The organism is Streptomyces sp. NPDC002853 (genome assembly GCF_053591915.1).
The window spans coordinates 195,453-218,206 of record NZ_JBSFUS010000002.1 but is presented as its reverse complement, the minus strand read 5'-3'; the positions used below and the strand labels follow the sequence as shown (position 1 = coordinate 218,206).

17 protein-coding genes and 4 pseudogenes are annotated in these 22,754 nt (G+C 69.5%); 10 read left to right on the top strand and 11 right to left on the bottom strand.

Annotated features, from left to right (window positions below; genetic code table 11):
• Nucleotides 1–140 precede the first annotated feature (140 nt).
• The 3 genes and pseudogenes from ACWD02_RS05435 to ACWD02_RS05425 all read right to left on the bottom strand — a co-directional run bounded on the left by ACWD02_RS05435 (nt 141) and on the right by ACWD02_RS05425 (nt 2,150).
• On the bottom strand, nt 141–500 hold the full coding sequence (locus ACWD02_RS05435) for a hypothetical protein (protein WP_451205896.1): 360 nt from the start codon (nt 498–500) through the stop codon (nt 141–143).
• Between the two features lie 73 nt (nt 501–573).
• A pseudogene (locus tag ACWD02_RS05430) lies at nt 574–1,288 on the bottom strand (IS30 family transposase); the annotation flags it as partial.
• A 100-nt stretch (nt 1,289–1,388) separates the two neighbouring features.
• On the bottom strand, nt 1,389–2,150 hold the full coding sequence (locus ACWD02_RS05425) for a GNAT family N-acetyltransferase (protein ID WP_451204731.1): 762 nt from the start codon (nt 2,148–2,150) through the stop codon (nt 1,389–1,391).
• A 560-nt stretch (nt 2,151–2,710) separates the two neighbouring features.
• Here ACWD02_RS05425 and ACWD02_RS05420 point away from each other — a divergent pair.
• Nucleotides 2,711–2,830, top strand: a pseudogene (locus ACWD02_RS05420) (dihydrofolate reductase family protein); the annotation flags it as partial.
• Nucleotides 2,831–3,062: 232 nt separating this feature from the next.
• On the opposite strand, the gene ACWD02_RS05415 reads toward ACWD02_RS05420, so the two are convergent.
• Nucleotides 3,063–4,553 (bottom strand): RICIN domain-containing protein, encoded by a 1,491-nt coding sequence (locus ACWD02_RS05415; protein ID WP_451204729.1) that lies wholly within the window; start codon nt 4,551–4,553, stop codon nt 3,063–3,065.
• A 671-nt stretch (nt 4,554–5,224) separates the two neighbouring features.
• On the opposite strand from ACWD02_RS05415, the gene ACWD02_RS05410 reads away from it, so the two are divergent.
• Nucleotides 5,225–5,533, top strand: a complete 309-nt coding sequence (locus tag ACWD02_RS05410; RefSeq protein WP_451204727.1) for an HIT domain-containing protein — start codon at nt 5,225–5,227, stop codon at nt 5,531–5,533.
• Nucleotides 5,534–5,540: 7 nt separating this feature from the next.
• On the opposite strand, the gene ACWD02_RS05405 is transcribed toward ACWD02_RS05410, so the two are convergent.
• Both ACWD02_RS05405 and ACWD02_RS05400 read right to left on the bottom strand, forming a co-directional pair.
• Complete coding sequence (locus ACWD02_RS05405) at nt 5,541–5,987, bottom strand: glycosyltransferase (RefSeq protein WP_451204724.1); 447 nt, start codon at nt 5,985–5,987, stop codon at nt 5,541–5,543.
• Nucleotides 5,988–6,356: 369 nt separating this feature from the next.
• Nucleotides 6,357–7,130 (bottom strand): hypothetical protein, encoded by a 774-nt coding sequence (locus ACWD02_RS05400; RefSeq protein ID WP_451204722.1) that lies wholly within the window; start codon nt 7,128–7,130, stop codon nt 6,357–6,359.
• Between the two features lie 103 nt (nt 7,131–7,233).
• Between ACWD02_RS05400 and ACWD02_RS05395 the strand changes: the two are divergent.
• Nucleotides 7,234–7,774, top strand: a pseudogene (locus ACWD02_RS05395) (IS5 family transposase); the annotation flags it as partial.
• Between the two features lie 525 nt (nt 7,775–8,299).
• Here ACWD02_RS05395 and ACWD02_RS05390 read toward each other — a convergent pair.
• Nucleotides 8,300–8,890, bottom strand: a complete 591-nt coding sequence (locus ACWD02_RS05390; protein ID WP_451204720.1) for a TetR/AcrR family transcriptional regulator — start codon at nt 8,888–8,890, stop codon at nt 8,300–8,302.
• Between the two features lie 123 nt (nt 8,891–9,013).
• On the opposite strand from ACWD02_RS05390, the gene ACWD02_RS05385 reads away from it, so the two are divergent.
• The 3 genes and pseudogenes from ACWD02_RS05385 (at nt 9,014) to ACWD02_RS05375 (ending at nt 10,647) form a co-directional block, all read left to right on the top strand.
• Nucleotides 9,014–9,745 (top strand): SDR family oxidoreductase, encoded by a 732-nt coding sequence (locus ACWD02_RS05385; protein WP_451204718.1) that lies wholly within the window; start codon nt 9,014–9,016, stop codon nt 9,743–9,745.
• 126 nt (nt 9,746–9,871) lie between these two features.
• Nucleotides 9,872–10,165: pseudogene (locus ACWD02_RS05380) on the top strand (transposase); the annotation flags it as partial.
• Nucleotides 10,166–10,290: 125 nt separating this feature from the next.
• Nucleotides 10,291–10,647, top strand: coding sequence for a hypothetical protein (locus tag ACWD02_RS05375; RefSeq protein ID WP_451204716.1), 357 nt, complete (start codon nt 10,291–10,293; stop codon nt 10,645–10,647).
• A 499-nt stretch (nt 10,648–11,146) separates the two neighbouring features.
• Here the strand turns inward: ACWD02_RS05375 and ACWD02_RS05370 are convergent, their stop codons facing one another.
• Together ACWD02_RS05370 and ACWD02_RS05365 are read right to left on the bottom strand one after the other, a co-directional pair.
• Complete coding sequence (locus tag ACWD02_RS05370; RefSeq protein ID WP_451204714.1) at nt 11,147–11,824, bottom strand: molybdopterin-dependent oxidoreductase; 678 nt, start codon at nt 11,822–11,824, stop codon at nt 11,147–11,149.
• Nucleotides 11,825–12,084: 260 nt separating this feature from the next.
• Nucleotides 12,085–12,357, bottom strand: a complete 273-nt coding sequence (locus tag ACWD02_RS05365; RefSeq protein ID WP_451204712.1) for a hypothetical protein — start codon at nt 12,355–12,357, stop codon at nt 12,085–12,087.
• 104 nt (nt 12,358–12,461) lie between these two features.
• Between ACWD02_RS05365 and ACWD02_RS05360 the strand changes: the two genes are divergently transcribed.
• Genes ACWD02_RS05360 through ACWD02_RS05350 form a run of 3 tightly spaced genes read left to right on the top strand, consistent with a single transcriptional unit; the run spans nt 12,462 to nt 17,325 of the window.
• The gene (locus tag ACWD02_RS05360) at nt 12,462–14,798 is read left to right on the top strand and encodes a protein kinase domain-containing protein (RefSeq protein WP_451204710.1); all 2,337 of its coding nucleotides are present in this window, start codon (nt 12,462–12,464) and stop codon (nt 14,796–14,798) included.
• Nucleotides 14,795–14,938, top strand: coding sequence for a hypothetical protein (locus ACWD02_RS05355; protein WP_451204708.1), 144 nt, complete (start codon nt 14,795–14,797; stop codon nt 14,936–14,938). Before ACWD02_RS05360 ends, ACWD02_RS05355 begins: the two co-directional genes overlap by 4 nt.
• Nucleotides 14,935–17,325, top strand: a complete 2,391-nt coding sequence (locus ACWD02_RS05350) for a protein kinase domain-containing protein (protein ID WP_451204706.1) — start codon at nt 14,935–14,937, stop codon at nt 17,323–17,325. Before ACWD02_RS05355 ends, ACWD02_RS05350 begins: the two co-directional genes overlap by 4 nt.
• Before the next feature lie 221 nt (nt 17,326–17,546).
• Here the strand turns inward: ACWD02_RS05350 and ACWD02_RS05345 are convergent, their stop codons facing one another.
• Nucleotides 17,547–18,572, bottom strand: coding sequence for an NADP-dependent oxidoreductase (locus tag ACWD02_RS05345; RefSeq protein WP_451204704.1), 1,026 nt, complete (start codon nt 18,570–18,572; stop codon nt 17,547–17,549).
• 132 nt (nt 18,573–18,704) lie between these two features.
• Between ACWD02_RS05345 and ACWD02_RS05340 the strand changes: the two genes are divergently transcribed.
• Complete coding sequence (locus ACWD02_RS05340) at nt 18,705–21,908, top strand: AfsR/SARP family transcriptional regulator (RefSeq protein WP_451204701.1); 3,204 nt, start codon at nt 18,705–18,707, stop codon at nt 21,906–21,908.
• Between the two features lie 252 nt (nt 21,909–22,160).
• Here ACWD02_RS05340 and ACWD02_RS05335 read toward each other — a convergent pair whose 3' ends face one another.
• Complete coding sequence (locus tag ACWD02_RS05335; protein WP_451204699.1) at nt 22,161–22,706, bottom strand: hypothetical protein; 546 nt, start codon at nt 22,704–22,706, stop codon at nt 22,161–22,163.
• Nucleotides 22,707–22,754 lie beyond the last annotated feature (48 nt).

Genomic DNA, 22,754 nt, shown 5'->3' with positions numbered 1-22,754 from the left:
CACTGAACAGCAGTGGCAACTGAGCTGGCCGCGGATCATCACCCTCCCCGGCCAGCTCACGCACGCGACGATGCGCACCAAAAGGGCTGCCAACATCCCACGCACAAGGCCTCATCGGCGACAGGACCACACGGCGGCGATCACAATGACCTGTAGGTGTGACGTGGCGGCGGCCATGGAGGCCAGGAGGGGGAGTGGCCGCCTCCGACTGCGGCGGTGCGCACCCCGTACCAGGCGACGGCCCGCAACTGCAGGAGCAGTCCCAGCTGTTGCACGTTCCGGCCGAAATGGCCCAGGGCGCCGCCGGTGACGTCCAGGTCGACGCTGTAGTCCTGCGGGTAGGGCTGGTGGGAGGGGGTGATGTCCTCGACGAGCGTGAGCAGCTGCGCGAACACCGCATCGGGGTTTGGGTGATCGGCGAGGTCGAAGCACACGCGCAGCACACACCGCGGCCGGCCGCCCGACGGGTGCGAGGACTGGCGCGAGGGCATGGCGGTCACCCGGCCGATCCCTGAGGACGGTGGCCCAGCGGGAAGGGTCATGTGAGAGAAGCGAGAGAGATATGACAGAGCTCAGATCGCCCTCCCAATGCCCCGGGATCTTGCGGTCCTCGACCTCGGCGGGTCGGGCGCTGATGGACACCGTGCCGCGGATGATGCCCCGCCCGGTGGGCCTGCGGGCGATCTTCGGGCGGCGCATGGGCCTGGCTGACCGCAGCCGCTGGGTGAGACTCCGGTCGATTGCCTGGCGCCGACGAGGATCGTAGAGCGAGAGGTAGATCGCTTCGTGCGAGACCTGCAGTAGGCGTCACCGGGGAACTGGAGCCGCAGCGATCCCGCGATCTGCTCGGGCGACCAGCACACAGCCAGCTTGGCCTCCACCAGTGCGCGCAGACCGGGCCTTTGCGCAAGCTTGGCCTGCTTGGGCCGGCACCCACGCGCGTAGGCGGCCGCATCGGCTCGGTAGCGGTCCCTGCCACCGTTGCGGGCGATCTCGCGGGAGACGGTCGAAGGTGATCTGCCCAGTCGTCTGGCCAGCTGCCGGGCGGACCCTCCGGCGGCGATGCCTCGGGATATCTCTTCGCGCTCGCCACCGGTCAGATGCCGCGCTGACCGCTGCTGCGGAGTGAGCCGGATACCGCCGCTCTGGTACAGGAGCTGACGGACGTGATGCATCGGCGCCCCGAGCGCCTGCCCGATCAACTGAACGACTGCCCCTCGCGCCAGCGTCTCCAGACCTCATCCTGCTGAGCCGGCGAGAACCCGGAGTCACGTACCTGTGCCTCCACGATCACATGATCATCCGCGGGTGGTGCGTTGATCGCTTGAGCTCGCCATGGTTTGTCGAGGACCACAGGCGTCCTGTTACCGGCACGCGATGTCTCGCAGTCAGCCCCGTTCGAAACAGTGCGACTGGCCGATGACGGAGAAGCCGCGGCGCTCGTACCAGTGTCGTGGCCAGTCCGCCGCATCAGCGGTCAGGAACCGGGTATCGCAGTCCTTGCCGGCGGCCAGGCTCAAGGCGGTGGTCAGGACGGCGTCGGCGTAACCGCGCCTGAGGTGGGCCTGCGAGGTGATCAGGTCCTCGATCTGGGCTATGCCAGTTGCCGGGTCCAGATAGAGGTCGGCCCATGAGGCGACCTCGCCCTCCTCCGTGCGGGCACCGAGGAAGTGAACGACGTCGGCTCCGCGGCGCCGAGCCTCGCGTCGGTCGACGAGATGGCGTAGTACCTCGTCGTCGATGTCCGGAAGAAGGTTCTGCCATCGCCGGCTGAGTGGGATACGTATCGCGTCGAGGTCCACCTCCTCTGCGGGCCCGCTGGCCAGTACCGGGCCCGCATGCAGCATGACCAAATAGGTGTAGTGGGTGTATCCGGCCCGGATCAGCGGCTCTGCGCACGCCATTCCGGCTTCGTCTTCAAGTATGGAGATCAGTCGGTGAGGCAGATGCCCCAGTGCCCCCTCCGCGATGGCGGGCACAGCCTCAAAGTCAACGATGGTGTCGATGATGACCTGGTTGTTCGCGCGTGAATGCGTGAAGGCGTCGTCATATACGGCGAACCCACCCGGGAGGTCGACGACGCGCGCAGCCTGGCGGCGGGCGAAGGCCGACAGGAAGGAGTTGATCCGCTGCAGTTCTGAGTTCGGCATGAGGGGAGCGTAGGCAGCGGTGGACGATGACTGCCTACGAATTACCTTCGGTGGGGTGAAGGCTTCTTGGAGGCAGGCCTTGGAGCCGCAATTTCCGCTTCGCGGCCGGCGTCGGCGTTGAGCTGGGCGAAGTCGACGCAGAGGTGCACTTCGTCCGCCTCTGGCGCATCTCTGGCTGGTGCCCCGCCGAGTGGTGTAGGTGGTCGGGCGTTGGAATGCGCGGTTGTCTGCTTGGGGCGTGCGCCTGCTGACAGTGACTACTCCCTGAACAGAGGTGGGCCATCGCGCAAGTCTCCCTGGTGAACGGCCAGTTCACCCGGAGGAGGACGTGATGGCTCTGTCCTGGTCTGACCTGATGCGGCTGCTGGAGTCACTACATGCGGCCGAGAGCAATGCTCATGACTTGTGGATCGGCCTCGGGTTGGACGCGAAGGGCGTACCTTCGCGAGTGATCGACTTCTGGTCATCGAGCAGGCCGGCGTTGCACCGTCGGCCGGGGAGGCACGCCCGTGCTGAGCGTAGTGAGTGTCGATGGATCGACCGAGACCGGCTCTTCCTGCTGGCTCGACGACCGGGAGTCCGACGGTCCGAGCGGCCAGGTCTACCGCGAAGCGTTGGCGACCGGCGCGGTGATCTCCGGCCGTCGGACCTTCGAACTCGCCGGGCGCTGGCAGGGTGAAGGTGCACAATCCGCCCTCAGCCGGGGTGCTGCGACGGGTGAGGTCCACGGCCAGAGCCTCAGCCTGGCGGCGGTCGCCCGGAGCGTCTCCACGCGCCTGGGGGTCGAGGGTCTGGCCGAGCTGCTGGCCAGGGCTGCTTCTCCGGGCCGGGGTGCGGCTGGTCGTGGCGCAGTTCGTCCGGCATACCTCGGTATGCCGGACGAGCGCGTGGCGTGCAGAGACTCGGGTGGAGTCAGGAACCGGCGCGCTTCCACCGCTGGTTGGCGGCTTCGTCGTCGCAGGTCCACTGGAGCAGTGGGGCTCCATCACCGGTGGACTGGTTCTTCACGTCGAGGCACTTCCCGCTGTGCCGTGCGATGAGGCGCACGCTGTCCCCGGTGGCGTTCTCCACGGTCCAGCGCTGGCTGTCGGCCTCGCCACAGGGGGACTGGACGACGTCCGCGCCGTCTTCGGTGGAGGCGTCACGGACGTCGAGGCACTTCCCGCTGTGCCGGACCATCGCGCGAACCGTGCCGTCCCCCGAGTCCTGGAGCCAGAACTGCTGGTTGAGGCGGCCCTGGGCGCAGGACCACTGGACAGCGGCCGCGCCGTCACCGAAGGACTCGTCAGCGATGTCGGCGCACTTCCCGCTGTGCTCGGCGGTGAGTGTCTCCCAGGTGCCGGTGCCGCTCACCTTGCCGGCCGCCGCGTCGACGGAGATCTGCGGGTAGTAGTCCATCGTCATCGTGTCCTTGGTGGGGAAGGTCAACGGGAGCCACACGTACTGGGAGTCGTTGACGTTCCCTCCCATCGAGTTGCCCCAGCGATCGCCCATGTAGAGGTACGACGTCGCCGAGGAGCCCTGGACAGGCAGGACGTACGCGGTCTGGGAGCCGTACGCCTTCCCGTTGCCGATGTCATTCAGGCCGGTCCAGTCGCCGGTGATGCTGTCGGCGCTGGCGTACTTCTGCTGGTTTGGCGACCAGCCGGTGGCGCCGGACGTCAGCAGGAAGTACCTGCCGTCACGCTTGAACATGGCAGGGGCTTCGCGCGACTGGCCCTCCCACAGCTTGCGCACCAGCGAGTCCGCCTTGGTGTAGTCCTCGGACAGCCGGTAGATGTGCAGGTCGCGGTTCTCGTTCGCCGCCGAGATCATGTAACCGGTGCCGTCGTCGTCGACGAACGTGGTGATGTCCCGTGACATGTGATCGAAGGGCCGGAAGCTGCCCTTCCAGGCGTAGTCGCCGTCGACGGTGTCGGCGACCGCGACGGCGGCGCGGGCCTCGCCGTAGTCGTTCGCGTTCTCCTTGTGCATCCACATCACGAACTTGCCGGTAGCCTTGTTGTAAATGACCTTGGGGCGCTCGATGTTGGCGCTCTTCAGCTCCGGGTCGGTCTCCTGGGTCAGGACGTTCTTGCGGAACTCCCAGGTCTTCAGATCGGTGGAGCGGTAGGCGGAGACGTACCGGAAGGTGTTGTCCTCATTGCGGTTCTCGCCGAACCAGTAGTAGTAGCCGTCCACCTTGATCACACCGCCGCCGTGGGCGTGGACGGCCTCGCCGTTCGGGTCGGTGAACTGGGTGCCGTTGGTGACGGTGACGGCGGCGGAGGCTGCCTGGGCCGAGCCCAGCGGGGGCAGGAAGGCGAGGAGCAGCCCCGCCAGGGCCGCGAACAGCAGGGCGACCAAGCCTCTCGTCTTCCGTCGCTCTGGCCCCGGTGTTCTCCTCTGTGGCTTCGCGGACATGAGCCTCTCCCTGTCGAAGTGTGGGGGTGACGTGGGGAATGGGCGGGCAAGGAGGCGCCTGTACGGCCTCCTTGCCCGATGCCTCGTGCAGTTCGCGCGAGCACATCGCTCAACAATGTTTACGTAAACACGAGGTTGCGGGAATGAGTCTGGAAATCTTGACCAGTCCTGTCAAGGCTTTGATCAGGATCAGGATCAGGATCAGGATCAGGACCGGGGCCGGGGCCTGGACCGGGGGGCCGAGTGGGTCAAGATCCGCTGGAGGCTCGCCATCGACCCGAGCGAAGAGGCCGCCCTTGCCGAGAACGCCACCCGCTGCGCGAACTCGCCGGTCAAGGTGGAGCTCGCGCGGTAGCCGACTGGATCATGCTCAGTGGCCCGCCGGGCCTGGGAGTGCGATCGGCAGGCTTGCTGTCGCCGATCGCAACCAGCTCTGCGCGGAATTCGGTCATGAGTACGCAGTGTTGACGAACGCCCGTGCATGAATGCGGTGTTGGGCGTTTCGGTTGTCGGCCGCTGGCTGGCTACGCTGGCATCGGCGCCTGCCCGACGATTCCGTCGAGCAGGCGCCCTTCCGACATTGCTGCCCAGCGAAGGTGTGCATCTGTGACCGCGACCGTCTCCGACTTCTACTGCCACCAGGCGCTGACGGCGCGGTTTCCATCGAGAAGGTGCGGGAGACCGAACGGGTGCTGGCCTTTCACTACACCAACCCTGCCCATCCGGTGCACATCGTGGTGATCCCCAAGGAGCACGTCCCCTCGCTCACCGACCTCGGCAACGCCGATGAGGGGTTGCTGAACGAGGTGGTAGCAGTGGTGCGGGAGGTGGCCGCCGGAGTGGAGAGGGAGCACGGATCGTGCTCTGTCGGAACGAATCTGGGCCTTTACCAGGAGTCCAAGCACCTGCACTGGCACGTGTTCTACCGGGGCGAGAGCGAGCAGGAGATCCGCGACATGTACGGCCACCACGACAAGTGACTCCGCGCTACCGGCGCCGTGCGGCGGCCTGCAGGACGAGATCAGCGATGCGCTCGGCCGCGGTCTCCGGACGGGCCCCGGCGCCCTGTCCGCCGCGGGGGACGGCGGACAGGGCAGCACACGCCTGGACGAGCACGCCGGTATCGGTCAGTTCCTCGTCGGCGATGACACGGCAGCGCTCCGGGTGCTGAGCGGCGTAAGCCCGCGCGCTATCGAGCTGGTCCCCGCGGCTGACGGAGGCGGGAAGCGGCACCAGGAGGACAGGCAGTTCCAGGGCGGCGAGTTCGGCCAGGGTGGTGGCCCCTGCCCGGCCGATGACGAGATCTGCCGGGGCCAGGGCGTGAGGCATGTCGTCGTGCAGGTACTCCAGTTGCCAGTATCCGGGCCGGTCCGAGAACTGCGGGTTGCGGTTGCCCTTGCCGACGACGTGCAGCACGCTGTACTGCTCCGACACGTCGCCCCCTGGGAACCCGCTGACGGGTGATTACCCCGCCAGGCCCGAACTCGGACCGCCGGGCCATAGCGGCTGCTCCTGGGCAGGTACTCCTACTGGATGCCGGTATGCAGCACGAACAGGATCCCGCACAGAGCCTGCCGGTCGGGGACCCGTGGTCTGCCCTCGGCCAGCTTCGGTCCCGGCTGGGGGCTGTCTTCCGGCCCCGCGACTTCGAGACCTCCCGACGCATGTGGAGCGGGCCAACAGCCTTGATCCCGTGGACGGAGCGGGTGATCACCTGGTCGGCACGCATGAGGGTGTCGAGCAGATCGGTTCACGCGTTCTCGCTGTTCATCGAAAGCAGGAAGCGTAGGTCTGGAAGACTGCTCACCGGCTGTCCTCTCCCAGCTCCGCGTCGATGTTGAGCACGCGGGTCCCGGAGTGCGACTGCGCGATGAGCACCGCAGCGTTCTCGGCAAGGCGTCGGGCGGACTTGAGCCGCAGGTCCAGCTCGACATCATCAGTCCAGCGGACTGACGTGGCGATGGCGAATTCGATCGAACCACCGGACTCCAAGTGGCCGACGATCTCTTTGTGGATGCGGCGGCTGGTGCGCTGACTAGAACGATCAGTCTTGGCGTTGCGGTAGTTGCTGGCTCGCCTGGCCAGCTCCACGGACTCCCCGATGTAGAGCACACGGATGCCGTCGTCGTCCACACCGAAATCGTAGCGGTAGAGCCCTGGCACTCGCGGGAGACCGGGAAACCTCGGCAGGCCGGCATTGTCCAGCGTGATCGGGCCAGCGCTCAGCCACGAGAACGCAACGCGGACGTCGAGCGCCTCCAGTTCCTTGAGTTGAGACTCGTCGAAAGCCCCACGACGCGACGCGCCGGTCAGCCGCGGGACTGAGCCGCTCACGATGGCCGAGGATCCGGCACCGATCAGGAACCCGAGGTTGTGCAGCCACCGCCGAGAGGCCTGCGACTGAAACCGGCTGCGCTTGACACCTGTCGCAAGGGCGATGACCTGCTTGACCGGCCAGCGCACACCGTCTACTTCGACCCAGTACTCGCGGATCTCCTCGGGCATGTGACCAGCAAGACGCCCACGAACAAGCGTGGGCGTCAGCTCGAAGGATTCGCCATCGAGGGTGAACTGCATGAAAACGGAGGTTAGCCTCGATCGTTCACGAGTGCTCGTCAGTCCACTTACGGGGACTCTGTCGGTGGAGCGTGCGGCTTTTTCCGGTGGGGAGACCCAGGCGGACCGCCAGGCTCTGTGCGGGATCTTGTTCGTGCGCACACCGGTATCCAGGGGGAGTACCTGCCCCAGGAGTTGGGCTTCGGCTCGGGCATGACCTGCTGGCGGCGCCTGGCCGCCTGGAACGAGGCGGGCGTCTGGGACGAGTTGCACGCGGTGGTGCTGGAGAAACTGCGGTCGAAGGACCAGCTGGACTGGTCCCGGGCGGTCATCGACTCCTCCCACGTCAGGGCGGACCGGCGGGGCGCAAAAGCGGTCCCAGCCCGGTCGACCGCGCACGGCCGGGCAGCAAGCACCACGTCATCACCGACGGCCAGGGCATCCCGCTCGCGGTGTCGCTGACCGGCGGAAACCGCAACGACGTCACGCAGCTGCTGCCCTTGTTGGACAAGATTCCGGCGGTGGCGGGCGTGGTCGGCCGCCCGAGGCGCAGACCCGATGCCCTGCTCGCCGACCGTGCCTACGACCACGACAAGAACCGCCGCCAGCTCTGGCTACGCGGCATCCGCCCGGTGATCGCCGAACGAGGCGTCGAACACGGCTCCGCTCGCACCCGAACAGGTCGATCGCTCTGTCGCCGCGGCCACCACCCCGGCCTCCCGGCTCGTCCTCGCTCTCGCGGCGGTGCACGCAGCCCGGGTCGCCCAGATCGCCACCGTCATGCTCGACGACGTCGACATCGGGAACCGCCGCCTGACTATCGCCGGGCGAGTCCGGCCGTTCGACGATCTCACCCTGAAACTACTGCTGGCCTGGCTGGAATCCCGGCGCAAGCGCTGGCCGAACACGGCCGACCTCCACCTGCTGATCAACAACCAGACCGCCACTGGCACCGGTCGCGCCAGCAACCGCTGGATCCGTGGGCCCCTGCGCGGCCAGGAAGCGACCTTGGAGAGCCTCCGCGTCGACCGGCAGCTCGAAGAGGCCCTGACCCACGGGCCCGGTCCGCTCCACCTCGCCGAGGTGTTCGGGCTCGATGAGAAGACAGCGATGCGCTACTCGGACTCCGCGCGAGCACTACTGGAACAGGCCGCTGAACAGCAGATTCGATGGTGTCCGGACTTCTGCCGTCAGTTTTCGGGGGTCCGCGACGGCGCGGGTTTCAGTCCGTCCAGGGTGAGGTCGAGGAGGCGTTCGGCCTGCTCTCGCTGCTCGGGCTTGGCCGAGGTGAGGGCGATGCCAGCGAGGGCGGCGAACATGTCGGTTGGGCTGATGTCGGATCGGATCGTTCCGGCCGCGGTGTTGGCGTCCATGAGGGAGGAGAGGGCGGCCTGAATCATCTCGTGACTTTCGGCGTAGGGATTGGTTCCCACGTTGACGACAGCTCGCAGGGCGTCGGCCATGCCGAGTTTGGCGGTGGCGTAGTCGATGAAGCGGCGGGTCCAGGCTCGCAGCGCCTCAGGCGGTGACATCGCCGCAAGGAGGCCGGGGACGGCGTCGCACAGCCGGGCCACTTCGTTGCGGTACGCCGCCTCGATCAGAGCTTCCCGGGTCGGGAAGTTGCGGTAGAGGGTGCCGGTTCCCACGCCCGCTTCTCTGGCGATGCGCTCGAAGTGCGCATCCAGTCCTTCCTCGGTGAACACGTGCACCGCGGCTGCCAGGATCTTCTCCCGGTTCCGCTGTGCGTCAGCCCTCAGCGGGCGTCCTGCATCCCGGGCCATCAGTGGCTCTCCCTTGCCTTCATTTGCTAAGTGGGGGCTCCGCCACTTAACTTGGAACAAGTGGCGGCGCCTCCACTTTAAGGCATGGCCGCCCCCGCTCCTCCGCCGGAAGGACTGTCCATCATGTCGGGAATTGAAGGAAAAGTCGTGGCAATCACGGGCGCCAGCAGCGGCATCGGCGAGGCGACCGCGCTCCTGCTCGCCGAGCGCGGCGCGAAGATCGTCCTCGGGGCACGCCGTCCGGAGCGTCTTGAGGCTCTGGCCGCCCGCATCGAGGAGGCCGGCGGTGAAGCCGCCTGGGCCCGCACAGACGTCACGCGACGCGAGGACCTTTCCGGCATCGTCAAGCTGGCACGCGATCGATACGGCAAACTCGACGTCCTCGTCAGCAATGCCGGGGTCGGTCTGATCTCCCGTCTGGATGACCTGCGCGTCGAAGACTGGGAGGAGATGATCGACGTCAACCTCAAAGGGGTCCTGTACGGGATCGCCGCGGCCCTTCCCGTCTTCCGAGAGCAGGGCTTCGGGCACTTCGTCAACACCGTGTCCACCGCCGGACTGCGCATCGTGCCGCTCCAGTCGGTGTACGCCGGCACGAAGAACGCCGTGCGCACCATCTCCGAGGGCTTGCGGCAAGAGGCCGGCGACAGCCTGCGCGTGACCGTCGTCTCTCCCGGCGCCGTCCGCACGGACTTCGCTGAGCGCATGGATCCGGCGGTGAAGACCCAGGTCGACAAGATGATGGAGACCGCTCTTTCGCCCGACGCGGTGGCCCGCGCCATCGCCTTCGCCATCGAGCAGCCGGACGGTGTCGATGTAGGCGACATCGTGGTTCGCCCCACTGCCCAGGGATAGTCTGCGCAACCACGTAGCCCACCCCCACGTTCCTGCCGAACCTACGGATACCCCCAGCCGACACACACGGACCGCCCCCCCGAGTTCCCGCTGAACAAGCTTGAGTTCCGCTGAACCCAGGGGCCTCTCTGGGAGAACGCCTGGGAGGAGTTCACTCCGTTCCTGCGGTTCGACGCCGAGATCCGCAGGGCCGTCTGCACCACCAACGCCATCGAGTCCGTCAACGCGCGGATCCGCCGACCGGTCAAGGCCCGCGGCCACTTCCCCAACGAGCAGGCCGCGCTGAAATGCGTCTACATGACGATCATGTCGCTGGACCCCACCGGTAAGGGACAGGCCCGCTGGACCAGCCACTGGAAGACAGCCTTGAACGCCTTCGACATCACCTTCGACGGCCGACTCAGCGCAGCACGCCACTAACCTCAACAACCCCAGTTACACCGTTGATTGGACAGCCCCGCGGATGGCATCCTCGTCACCAGGCCGAGATTCTCCTCGCTCCGCCAGCCGCCCAGGAGGTCCTCCAGGACGCCACCCGCCGGGCCATGCCCGCGATCCGCTGCACCATGCCATCGATCACCGTCGCGGCCCCGTGGGCCTATCCCGAATTCACCGCAGGCCAAGAGGTCCCCACCCACCTCGATGGCATCCCTGATCCCACCACTGCGCCGCGTCGCCTGGACGGTATCGGCGTCGTTCTCGACGACGCTGAAGCGGGCGGCGACTTCTACATTGAAACCACCTCCAGCCCGGGGATCTGGTCTGGCCAGGAGGTGAGTGAAGGGGAGGGCTTCATGCCTGCTACCCCCCTCACGCGCAGCCTGCCCCATGCCCCGAAGCCGGACGTCCCCGTGCATGACAGCGCCCCCAAGCGGCTTGAGGAAGCTCGCCGTACGCGCTGAACCACCTCCGCCCGTGCCGGCACCGCCGTCGCTTACGGCGCGCACGTCATCCACGGCGTCAGCCCCGTGCGCACCGGTCATCTGCGCAAGTTCGTTACCGACCTGCTCGACGAAATCCCTGAACTGCCCTGAACCTCTTCCCAGGCGGGTGTGCACGGCGAGGGGTGCGGCGTGCGGATGGCGCCCGGCGGGGACACGGAACTCAGAGGGCGGTATGTGACTTGATGCCGTTTCTGTGGTCACCGGAACGTGTGGGACCGCTGTATTCGCGTGGGTCGGAGGGGCGGGTTGCGCTGGAGTGTCCCGTGTCCCGGTGAACGGCCGCCAGCCCTACAAGAGCGACTTATCCGATGTCCACGGACAGCGGGCCGATCACGAGGCCGTTGACGCAGGACCGGGACAAGATCGCCAGGCTCCTCAAGCGCGTCGTCACCGCGGCGACCCTCCGCTGCGGGCGGCACGACGACGCCCGCAGCATCTGCGTTCGCCCCCCCAGCCGTCACCCCTGTCGCGCACTCCCACCCCTCGCACTGAGCGCCCTGATCACCACGACCACCGCCCGGTACAGCGGCCGCACCACCCGGCCGGGCAACCGGCGGTGCCGCTCCTCCCTCCACACCCGGGCCCGGGTGTGCGCCGCGAGAGGCGACCACGGGTCGGTGACCCGGGGCGCGGTGGCGTGGAACTCGATCCGGCAGAGGTGCTTGATGTTGACGTATCCGTACTGCCACGGGCTAACCAGCCGTACCGGAGCCCCGTGATCGCCGGTGAGCGGCTCCCCGCCGAGCCGCTCGGCGATGAGCACGTCCTCCCCGAGCGCATCCTCCAGCAGCACCAACGCCCGCACCCCGTCCGACCCCACGAACACGAGGTGGCTCACCATCGCCCCCGGCCGCAGCCGCGGCTCCACCAGCACCCGGTAGAAGTCCTGGAACGCGACCCCCTCCCACACCAGACCGGTCGCCGACCACCCGGCCACACAGTGGAAGTCGGCCCGGACCTCGCGCCGCGGCAACTTCCCCAACTCCGCCACCGACAGCGTCACGTCCTCCGTCAGAGCGCCGCCCAGCTCGATCACCGGATCGGCCGGTATGGGCGGCGGCGGGCTCTTCAGGTCCTTGCCGAAGCGCGGGAACCCGCCGACGGCACGTTGTCCTGGGGGAAGGCGAAGCGTCATGTCGATCCTCCGTTATGCGCCCAACTCAGCTACCCAACAAGCTACGTCAGCAGGCCTCGCACCTGACCGACTGGCGCAAGTCCTCCTACAGCGGTGGCACACGCTTGGACGACCTTCGTCGGCTTCCTCAGTGGGTGCGTGAAATGACGCCCGTTTCGGGCTTTCGGGTGGGTCGAAGCCTGCTGCTCGGGGGTTCGCCGGGTGGTTATGGCCGCGGGTGGGTGAACCGCCCCTGCTCGGGCTCGATCAGGATTCCTCGGTCAGCCGGCCGCTTGAACTTGAGGCGGACATTGTTGCTGTTGTTTGGGTGCGATCTCCAGGTCCATGGCCTCGCATACCGCGCGCGGAGCGGGGAGTCGGCCGTGGAGAACACGGCCATGATCTGCTGGTAGGCCCGGATGGTCCGGCAGCGTCTTGCGGGTGATCCGGACCTCTTCGACAGCCTTGTCGTATCCGTCCAGCAGCGCGGTCAGCTCCGCGATCTCCTCCCGGGCCGCCTCGGCCTGATCTCTTGCTCCCGCTCCTGTCTCCACCTCAGTTTTCGGTGCAACCGTAGGATGCTGCGCAGGCGTCGCACAGAGCGTCCGGAGGGGCGGGGGTTCGGAGGTTCGGTCGAGGCGGAGGAGGAAGCCGGGGCATGGCGCAGGCCGCACATGGCGGGCCGGAGGTGATCGGCGGGTATCGGATCGTCGCACCGCTCGGGGCGGGCGGAATGGGGCGGGTGCGTCTCGCGCGTTCCGCGTCCGGGAGGCTCGCCGCCATTAAAACGGTGCACGAACACCTCGCGGCGGAGCCGGAGTTCAGGGAGCGGTTCCGCAGGGAGACGGTGGCCGCGCGCGCCGTCGTGGGCCCCTTCACCGCGGCGGTCCTCGATGCCGACCCGGATGCTGTGGAGCCGTGGCTGGCCACCGAGTTCTGCCCGGGGCCCGATCTCACGTCGGCCGTCTCGGCGCACGGGCCTCTCGGCTGCGCCGAACTCGCCTCGCTGGGCGCGGCACTCGCGGAGGCGCTGTCCGGGGTGCACGCTGCGGGGCTCGCGCACCGTGACCTGAAGCCGTCGAACATCGTCATCGGCCGGGACGGACCGAAGGTCCTCGACTTCGGCATCGCCAAGAGCGCGGCCGAGGAGAGGCTGACCGCCACCGACGAGGCGATCGGCTCGCCCGGCTTCATCGCCCCGGAGCAACTGGCTCGGGACGGTCAACCGGGCCCCGCCGCCGATGTGTTTGCCCTCGGCGCGGTCCTTGCCCTGGCGGCCACGGGCCACGCCCCGTTCGGCATGGACGGCGCGCCCGCGGTCCTCTACCGCACGCTGCACAGCGAACCCGACCTGGAGGGTGTGCCGGGTCTTACCTGGCGCGCGTTCCTCGGCCGCTGCCTCGCCCGCGACCCGGGGAAGCGGCCGTCGGTGGGGGAGATCCTCACCTGGTGCGGGGCGCGGGCCGCCGACGCGCCATGGTGGGAGCGGGAGCCGGTGTCGGGGCTCGTGGGCCGCCATGAGGACGAGGTCGCGGAGCTGGTCGCGGGCGCGGAAAACGTGGGTGGGGAGGCGGGGATGGCGGGCCCGTCACCATCCGCCGCCAGGACCGACACACCGCCACCCAAACGCTCCGCCGCCAGGACCGACGCACTGCCTCCCGGCGCCACCAGCCGCCACCCGCGCGAGCCCCTGCCCGAGGCACGGCAGCCCCGCCCCGCGCCGCCGTCCCGGCGGCGCCTGCTCGCCTGGACCGGTGCCGCGCTCGCCATGGCGGGAGTGGCCACCGCCACGGGGATCGTTTTGAACCAGGGCGACGACGGCGGCACCAGCGAGCCGCCCGACGCACGGCGTACGCGGCTGCCGCGGGGCCGGGTGCGGTGGAAGACCGGCATCGGTGAAGTCACCTATGGGGGCTCGATGGTGCGCCAGGGCGACGATCTGTACATCGTCGACAATGCCGCTGCCATGCGGTTGGACGCGGCCACCAGCACCCTGCGCTGGGAATACCCGGCGCAGGACCTGCGGGGCGTGGAGGCCCGCGGTGACCTGGTCTACGTTCTGCGCGACCCGCTCTTCGACGCCGAACTCGTGGCCCTGCGCAAGGCCACGGGCCGCAAGGCCTGGGATTCCGGTCTGCTGTCCCGTAACCCGCACCGCGCTCGGCCCACGTTCAATGCCAAGCCGAGTGAACTGGAGGGGGACCAGGCGCAGTTCATCGTGGCCGGCGATGTCGTCTGCCTGCTGACCTACGCCGCGTACGGCACCGCTCAGGCCCGCCGAAGCGCCTGGGGGCGCAAGTGGCGGGCCTACGGCTTCGACTCCCGTACGGGAAAGGCGCGTTGGTTCCATGGGGGGAGCGCGGGCGAGGTGATCGGTGCCGATCAGGCGGGCGGACGCATCGCCCTGGCCGTTTCCGCGAACCCGGGGATCCCCGGCACGGACGCCTTCGCGCAGGACGAGTCGCTGATCGTCCTGCGGGCTTCGAACGGCACGATGGAGAAGGAAATCGAGGGCGGCGCGCGACGACCGCAGGTTCATCCCGGCGCGAAGGGGACTGGCTACTACGCGCAACGGGAGGAGATCCAAGCCGTCGACCTGGCCACCGGCCGCGTCCGCTGGGCTCGTTCCGTGGACGCCGGCTCGCTCATCACCGCGACCGCCGCGGACGGCCTGGTATTCGCCTCGACGGCGGACGGCGTCCGTGCGTACGACGCGGAATCGGGCGCGGTCCGCTGGACCCGCGAGGGCGTCCGCGTCCTGGGGGACACTCCACTTGTCGCCGACGGCCTGCTGTACGTCGCTGGTCCGGAACCCGGCGGCTCGGGCGAGCCCACCTGGGGGCTGCACGCCCTGGCCACGGCTACGGGTGTGCCGCAGTGGGCCCTGGCCCTGGACGCCGTCACGAACGTGGACATCGCCACCGCGAGCGGCGGCCTGGTCCACCTGTGCGCGGACGGCACGCTGTATGCGATCAGTGGCCCGGAGCGGACATGACACCACCACCCCGCGACACCGCCCGTATGCCCCACCTAGCAGCAGCCCTCGCCCCGCCCCGCCGTGACGTCAACACCCCCGGCGAGATGAGCAGCGCCGCCCGAACCCCCGACCCGCCCCGCACCCCGGAGCACTCATGAGCGCAGTAGCCCCCGGCCCGACGCCCCCGGCCCTGCCCGGAACCCCCCTGTTGGCCGGTGACCCGGCGGCGCTCGGCGGGCATCGGATCATGCGGCGGCTCGGTTCCGGGGGGATGGGGCAGGTCTACTTGGGGCGCAGTCCCGGGGGACGGCTCGTCGCGGTCAAGACCGTGCACGAACACCTCGCCGCCGACGAGCACTTCAGGGAGCGCTTCCGCCGGGAGGCCACCGCCGCGCGGGCCGTGACAGGGGCGTACACCGCCGCCGTACTCGATGCCGACCCGGACTCCTCGGTGCCGTGGCTAGCCACCGCCTTCCTGCCGGGCGTGACACTGCGTCAGGCACGCGCCGCCGGGGCGCTGTTCGACGCCGGCGTCACGCTGTCGCTCGGGGCCCATCTGGCCGAGGCCCTGAGAAGTATCCACGCGGCCCGCATCGTGCATCGTGACCTCAAGCCGTCGAACGTCCTGCTCACCGGCGACGGCCCCCGCGTCATCGACTTCGGTATCGCGCGCGCCGCGGGAGACCGGGTGCTCACCGAGGCGGGGGCGATGATCGGCACCCCGGGGTTCATGGCCCCTGAGCAGATCGATGGGGCCCACGTCGGGCCGCCCGCCGACGTCTTCGCGCTCGGCGCGGTCCTTACCTTCGCCGCCCGCGGAGAGCACCCCTTCGGCTCCGGGCCCGTAGCGGTGCTGCTCTACCGCGCCACACATGAGGAGCCCGACCTCACCGGCGTACCGACGGACGGCGGGCTGCGTGAGCTCATAGCGGAGTGCCTGCGCAAGGACCCGGCCTCCCGGCCCTCCGTGGCCGACGTCCTCGCTCGGACCTCGGATCCCGCCGCGCCCCTGTGGTGGCGCGGCGAGCCACTGCGGTCCCTGATCACCCCGGCCGCGCCGCGCACGGAAGCCGCCATGAGTGAACCCGCACCCGAGCCCACGCGGCCCACCCGTACCCGGCCCACTCCTACCCGGCCGACTCCTGCCCGGCCCGCTCCCCTCGACCGCGCAGCCGCACTCCGTTCCGAGCGCCGCCAGAGTCTCACCCGCCGCTCCCTCCTGGCCCTCACCGGCGCGGGCTTCACCGGGCTCCTCGGCTACGGGATCTCACACTCGTCGCCAGGCAAGGACAGGGAAGGGGACGACGAAGACGCCGGGCTCCGCGTCGAGAAGGGATCTGCGCGGCCGGGCAAGGTCCGGTGGACGCTGCGCACCGATGGCGGCGCACTCGAGGGCGCCCTGCTCAGCGGGTCCACCGTGCTCGTGCACGGGACCAGGCCCTACTCCGACACACAGGGCCTCATCCGCGCCGCCGACGCGCGCACCGGCTCCCGCCGCTGGCAGACGCTCGGCGCCACCACCGACACCCCCCAGCCTCTCTGGGGTGTCATCGACGGCTCACTCATCGCGCCCGGCCTCACCGACCAGGTGCGGGCCTTGACCGACGGCGACCCATGGAAACCTGAGGACGCCTGGGGATATGAGCTCCGGTGGTTCGTCGTCGCCGCCCGCCGTCTGGTCACCCTCAGCAGCGGGGAGGACGGCGGATCACAACACGCGCTGCGCTCCCGCATGTTGCCCTCGGGTGACTCCTCCTGGACCCTCGACGAAGGCGTCGTGGACTGGCAAAAGCCCGCCGTCTTCGGCCCCGTGCTGTTCCTCGCGCCACAACCCTCGCCGGTCGGAGGCACACCGCTTTCCCTCGATGCCACCACCGGACAAACGAGGTGGACCTACCAAGGGCTGGCCGACGACGAGCAGGTTCTCACCGCTCCTGTCTCCCTGGGCGCCGACCGGTTCGGCCTGCTCACAGAGGAAGCCGAACTGCACGTCGTCGACGCACGCGACGGCCGTCGGCTTCACCGGGCGGACATGAAGGTCGCAGCCGGTCGCGGCAGCACCGCGCTCGGCCACATCCCCGCCGGCCACAAGCACCCCGGGACCGGGCTCCTGCTCGCCGGCGGCGCCGGACGGCTCATCGGCTTCAACCCCGCGGACGGCAAGGCCCGCTGGAACGTCCCCAGCGCCGGGCTCGACGCCGGCTGGAGGCGGTTGCCCGGCGGCGGGCACGGCCCCGTCACCGCCGACGGCGTCCTGCTGCACTGGACCAACGACAAGACTCTGCAAGCGATCGACCTGAGCGACGGCACGAGCCTGTGGCTCGCGACGTTCGACACGACCGCCCAGATACCACCGGTGATCGCGGGCGGCACCGTGTACGCCACCGCGGGCAGGGTGTGCCGCGCGCTGAGCCTGCGCGGCGGGAAGCTGATCGAGGAGTGGCCCCTCGACGGCGGGATCACCGACTTCGCCGCCGACTCCTCCGGCTGGTACGCGCGCATCGACGACGACACCGTGCGCGCGGTCAACACTGCGAGGCCCTGACCGCACCGGCGCCGCCGCGGCCCGGTGACCGCCGGCAGGCGCCGGACGACGGGTGCCGACGCAACCCGGCCTGAGGACAGGCCCGACCATCGCCGATCGGACCCCTCGTACCGACCCCGCCGCCTCCAGCGACACACCGAGTCGGGCGCGGGCCCGCTCCGCGAGCTGTGCGGTGAGCGAGTCCGACCGGGGGCGGCCGACGACCACCAGTGCGCGCTTGTTCATCGGCGGCCGCCCTCGAGATGGACCAGCATCTTGCCGGTGTTCGCCCCGCGCATCATGCCGAGGAACGCAGCCGGCGCCTGCTCGATGCCTTCGATGACGGTCTCCTGGGTGTGCAGCGAACCGTCGGCGAGCCAGGCGGCTGCCTTTTCGATCCACTCGGGGAAGAGCTCGAAGTAGCTGCTGACGAGCATGCCGCGCAGGGTGACTTCCCTGGCCGCCGCTTGGAAGAGGTTGTTGGGCCCCGGCGCCGGCTCGGTCGCGTCGTAACCACTGAGCGCGCCGACGAGTGCGATGCGGCCACCGGGACGTATCGCGCCGATCGCGGCCTGGAGGTGGTCGCCGCCCACGCTGTCGAGGTAGACGTCGATGCCCTCGGGAGCGGCCTGGGCCAGCTGTTCGGCCAGGGTCCCTTGACGGTAGTCCACGGCCGCGTCGTAGCCGAAGTTGTCCAGCAGCTTCTTGGTCTTGGCGGGGCCGCCCGCCGAACCGATCAGCCGGGAGGCGCCGAGTTTCCTCGCCAGCTGCCCGGCCACACTACCGACGGCCCCGGCCGCGGCGGACACGAACACGACGTCCCCCTCCTTGACCGGTGCGACCCGGGTGAGCGCGGCGTACGCCGTCAGGCCGGTGGTGCCCAGGGCGCCAAGATAGTCCTGCGGACGGGCCAGGGCCGGGTCGACCACCGTCGCTCCGGCAGCGTCCACCACGGCGTACTCCCGCCAGCCGAGGAAGTGGGAAACGGTCGCCCCGACCGGAATAGACGCGTCACGCGAGGCGACGACCTCACCGATCGCGCTGCCCTCCATCGCGGTGTCCAGGGCGAAGGGCGGAATGTAGGAGGGGGCGTCGTTCATACGGCCCCGCATGTAGGGGTCGACGGACATCCAGGTGTTGCGGACCACGACCTGCCCGTCGGCGGGCTCGGGCACGGAGGTGGTGACAAGGGTGAAGTCGTCGGGGACGGGGGAGCCGACGGGGCGGGAGACGAGGTGGATCTCACGGGAGCGGAGTGTCTCGGTCATGGCTGTGTTGCCTCTTCCAGTTGTTTCGTTCGGGCTGATGTGGCCACTGTGGAGGGCGCCGCGCACGGACCGCTGACGGATCACGCACGGCCGCCCAACAGCCCGTCCAGGCAACGCATTAGCGTGGGCGGCATGCGATTCGACGTGCTGGGGCCGATGACGGTGACGAGTGACAGCGGCGTTGCCGTGGCCGTATCCGAGCCCAAGGTGCGTGCCCTGCTGGCCCGTCTGCTGGTGCACCACGGGCGGCCCGTTGGCGTCGACCGCCTGATCGACGACCTGTGGGGTGAGGGAGGCATGCCCGCCAACCCGGTCAACGCCCTCCAGACCAAGGTCTCCCAGCTCCGCAAGGCCCTGGACAACGCGGAGTCCGGGGCCCGCGCCCTGGTGGTGTACGGGCCCGCAGGCTATGCGTTGCGCGTGCCCGACGCGGCGGTGGACGCAGCCGAGTTCGCCGCGCTCACCACCGCGGCGCGCGCCGCCGACGACGCGCGCGTGAAGGTGGGGCTGTTTGTGGAAGCACTGGATCTGTGGCGCGGGCAGGCTTATGCCGACTTCCGGGACGCGCAGTTCGTGAGGGCGGATGCCGCGAGGCTGGAGGAGCAGAGGCTGACGGTGATCGAGGAGCTCGCCGAGCTGAAGTTGGAGTTGGGGGAACATGCTGCGCTGGCCGACGCGCTGGCGAGCCCGATAGCCCAGCACCCGCTGCGGGAGCGGCTGCGTGCGGCCCAGATGCGAGCCCTGTACCGGGCAGGGCGGCCGACGGAAGCGCTCGATGCCTATCACGACCTCAAGCAGCGCCTGGCCGATGAACTGGGCCTCGACCCAGGCCCCGAGCTGGTCGCGCTCCACCAGTCGGTCCTGGAACAGGACCCCGCGCTGGCAGCCGGACCCGCTGCGCGCGAGGCCGCCGTCGGTATCTCCGGGCAGCCAACTGCCGCACCGCCCCGTACGAATCTGCCTGCTTCCGTCACCAGGCTCATCGGGCGCGAGGAAGAGGTCCGTCGTGTCTGCGCGCTCGCTCGCGAGGCACGGCTGGTCACGCTCACGGGACCCGGCGGCGTGGGCAAGACGCGCCTGGCGCTGGAGGCCGCGGCGCACCTCGCGGATTCCTTCCCCGACGGTGTGAGGCTGGTCGAACTCGCCGCCGTCGGGAGCGGGAGCTCGCCGGTCGCCGAGAGCGTCGCGGCGGTCCTGGGGGTACGTGACGACGCTCCCTTCGGCGCGGAGCCCGGGCAGCCGGTCGGGGCGAGGCCCGGCTCGAGCGCCGACCGCATCGCCGCAGCGGTCGGGGAGCGGCGAATGCTGCTGGTACTGGACAACTGCGAGCATCTCCTCGAGCCCGTCGCCGACCTGGTCCACCGGCTCCTGAGCCGCGCGCCCGGCCTGCGCGTCATCGCGACCAGCCAAGAACCGCTGGCCATCGCGGGCGAAGTCCTGGACGCGGTCGCGCCGCTAGCCGAGAGCGACGCCGTACGACTGTTCGCCGCCCGTGCGCGGGCGGCGGCTCCCGGCTTCGAGTTGGACGAAGAAAACGCCGAGGCCGTCACCCTCATCTGCCGCCGCCTGGACGGCATCCCTCTGGCGCTCGAGCTGGCCGCCACTCGGGTACGAGCACTGGGCGTGCACTCCTTGGCCGATCGGTTGCACGACCGCTTCCGTCTCCTCAACCAGGTGCGCCGCGACGCCCCCGCCCGCCAGCGGACACTACGCACGATGATCGACTGGAGCTGGGAGCTGCTGAGCGCTCCGGAGCAAAGCGTGCTGCGTCGACTGTCCGTCTTCCGAGGTGGTTTCGTCCTCGACGGGGCGGAAGCCGTGTGCGCGATCGGGCAGGTGCCCAGGGATGCGGTGCTTGACCTGGTCGGGCGTCTGGTCGACCGCTCGCTGGTGGTGGCCGATGCAGCGTTGGCCGCATCCGGCGAAACCCGCTACCGGATGCTCGAATCCGTGACGGCATATGGCGCCGAACGTCTCGACGCGGCGGATGAGACCGCGCGGGCACGCCTGTTGCACGCGGCCTACGTCGCCGACCTGACCGAGCGGGCCGAGCCGCACCTCTACGGCTTCGACCAGCGCCGGTGGCTGCGCCTGCTCGACGGCGAGGCCGCCAATGTGGCCGCGGCCCTGGACACCGCCGTGGACGTGGCCGACACGGCACTCGCACTGCGCCTGGTCAACGCCATGTCCTGGTACTGGTTCCTGCGCGGGCGCCTCAGGGAGGCGTGCCGCGCGCTGGATCTGGCGCTGGGATGCCCCGGCGGCCCGGACACCTCCCGACAGAGCGCCCGCGCCAGACGCGCGGCCTTCGCGCTGCTCACGGACGACGGCACGCTGGGCGGGGACACCTCGTACGACGAGAGCTTCGAAGGGGCGGACACCAGAGCCCGGTGGCTGGTGGACTTTTCCCGAAGTGGTTTCGACGTCGGGGTGCCCCCCGAGGATCCGCTCGACGGGCTGTTGGTCGAGTTCCGCGCGAGGGGTGATCGTTGGGGTATCGCCGCGGTCCACAATTCCCGCGCGACCCGGGCGGGTTACTGCGGCGACTTGGCCGAGCTGCGGCACCACGCACACGAGAGTGCGGCGCTGTTCGACGAACTCGGCGACCGCTGGGGGCATCTGAGAGCGACGGAACACCTGGGCGTGCTCGCCGAGATCACCGGTTCGTACGAGGAGGCGGCCCGCCTGCACCAGGACGGTGTGCGCAGCGCGCAGGAGCTCGAACTGTGGACCGAGGTCTCCTTCCGCCTGGCACGACTCGGGCGCGTGGCGCTGCTCAACGGTGAGGACGCGCGCGCCACCGAGTACCACGAGCAAGCGCGCCGCCTGGCGATAGAGCAGTCACATCGGCCCGCGGAACAGTTCGCCGAGACGGGCCTGGCCCTCGGCGCCCGCCGCCGCGGCGACTTGGACAACGCCGAAAAACACCTGCGCCCGTGGCTGGAGTGGAACCGCAGTCTCGGCGTCGACTCCGGTGCCGCGTTGATCCTTGTGCAACTCGGTTACGTCGCCGAGCAGCGCGGAGACGCGGCTGGTGCGCTGGCGCTCCACCGGGAGGGCCTGGCCGCGGCCCGCAGGACGGCGGACCCGCGAGCGGTGGCCATGGCCTTGGAGGGGCTGGCGGGGGCGCACGCGCTCAAGGGAACGATGGTCACGGCAGCCGAACTCCTGGGCACGGCCGAAGCGCTGCGCGCCTCGTTGGACGCCGACCTGCCCCCGGCCGAGCGCGCCGATGTGGAGCGCGCGGCGGCGCTGGTGAGAGGGGCGCTGGGCGAGGAGGAGTTCGAGACGGCGACCGCCCGGGGACGAACTCTGCCGCCGACAGCGCACGGATGACCGGCGGCTCTGCCCCCAGGCCCAAGCCGCCGCCGCACAGTCTCTTAAGCGTCCCCCCGGCCGGCCACATGCGGGGCAGGCCTCCGCTGGGCGAAGAGAGCATCGACGCAGGTCTTTCCTTTAGCCCCCGCCGGTGTCGTAGGGCGGGTACGGAAGGTTCCAGACGGAATTGCCTGGCTCCGGTGCTACGGCGTATCGAGGCGGGGCCACCGGTTCTCGATTAGACGCCCCCACCAACATGCAAGTGTCAGCCTACGAGGAGTTGGTGGCAGAACCACCCGACGGCGATCCCACCTGGAAGCGCATCCGACTTGGACTTGGTTCAACCTGCCAGACGGGTGCGGGCCAGCAGGTGAGCGCGGTTGAGGGCGTCAGCAGCAGCGCAAGGGATGTCTGGCTGCACACCGGTTCCTTCCCAGTTCGCGTGGGAGATGGGGTTGAGGGCGCGGCCGACAGGGACCGATCCCCGCCCACCTCAAACAGCGCCAGTTCGAGATCAGCGGCGACGTCAAAACCGGCGACGACGAACGCACGCGCGGCACCCGGGCCGCCGCGCCCCTGCGCATCGACGGCCGCCGGGGCAACTGGGACGAGATCGAGGAACTCTGGCTCGCCGGGGAACTCACCGACGACGAGTTCGAGGACCACTTCATCGACGACGTCATCGTCGAGGACATCGGCGAAGGCACCGACGGCTGGGAGTTCTCCGGCGCCTGGTACTCCGTCGAAGTCCGTTAGCAGCACGCGACGGGCGGCCGGATCGCCCTCCGCAGCAAGGGAGTCCACCTCATGAGCCACCACCCCGTTCCTGTGCTTTCGGCGCCACCCATATGCTTCCCGGTCGAA

Excerpts from the sequence above, each read along its gene's own strand:
- ACWD02_RS05425 (WP_451204731.1), bottom strand. The coding sequence starts at position 2,150 with ATGCCGAACTCAGAACTGCAGCGGATCAACTCCTTCCTGTCGGCCTTC.
- ACWD02_RS05415 (WP_451204729.1), bottom strand. The coding sequence starts at position 4,553 with ATGTCCGCGAAGCCACAGAGGAGAACACCGGGGCCAGAGCGACGGAAG.
- ACWD02_RS05400 (WP_451204722.1), bottom strand. The coding sequence starts at position 7,130 with ATGCAGTTCACCCTCGATGGCGAATCCTTCGAGCTGACGCCCACGCTT.
- ACWD02_RS05390 (WP_451204720.1), bottom strand. The coding sequence starts at position 8,890 with ATGGCCCGGGATGCAGGACGCCCGCTGAGGGCTGACGCACAGCGGAAC.
- ACWD02_RS05385 (WP_451204718.1), top strand. The coding sequence starts at position 9,014 with ATGTCGGGAATTGAAGGAAAAGTCGTGGCAATCACGGGCGCCAGCAGC.
- ACWD02_RS05375 (WP_451204716.1), top strand. The coding sequence starts at position 10,291 with ATGCCCGCGATCCGCTGCACCATGCCATCGATCACCGTCGCGGCCCCG.
- ACWD02_RS05370 (WP_451204714.1), bottom strand. The coding sequence starts at position 11,824 with ATGACGCTTCGCCTTCCCCCAGGACAACGTGCCGTCGGCGGGTTCCCG.
- ACWD02_RS05360 (WP_451204710.1), top strand. The coding sequence starts at position 12,462 with ATGGCGCAGGCCGCACATGGCGGGCCGGAGGTGATCGGCGGGTATCGG.
- ACWD02_RS05355 (WP_451204708.1), top strand. The coding sequence starts at position 14,795 with ATGACACCACCACCCCGCGACACCGCCCGTATGCCCCACCTAGCAGCA.
- ACWD02_RS05350 (WP_451204706.1), top strand. The coding sequence starts at position 14,935 with ATGAGCGCAGTAGCCCCCGGCCCGACGCCCCCGGCCCTGCCCGGAACC.
- ACWD02_RS05345 (WP_451204704.1), bottom strand. The coding sequence starts at position 18,572 with ATGACCGAGACACTCCGCTCCCGTGAGATCCACCTCGTCTCCCGCCCC.
- ACWD02_RS05340 (WP_451204701.1), top strand. The coding sequence starts at position 18,705 with ATGCGATTCGACGTGCTGGGGCCGATGACGGTGACGAGTGACAGCGGC.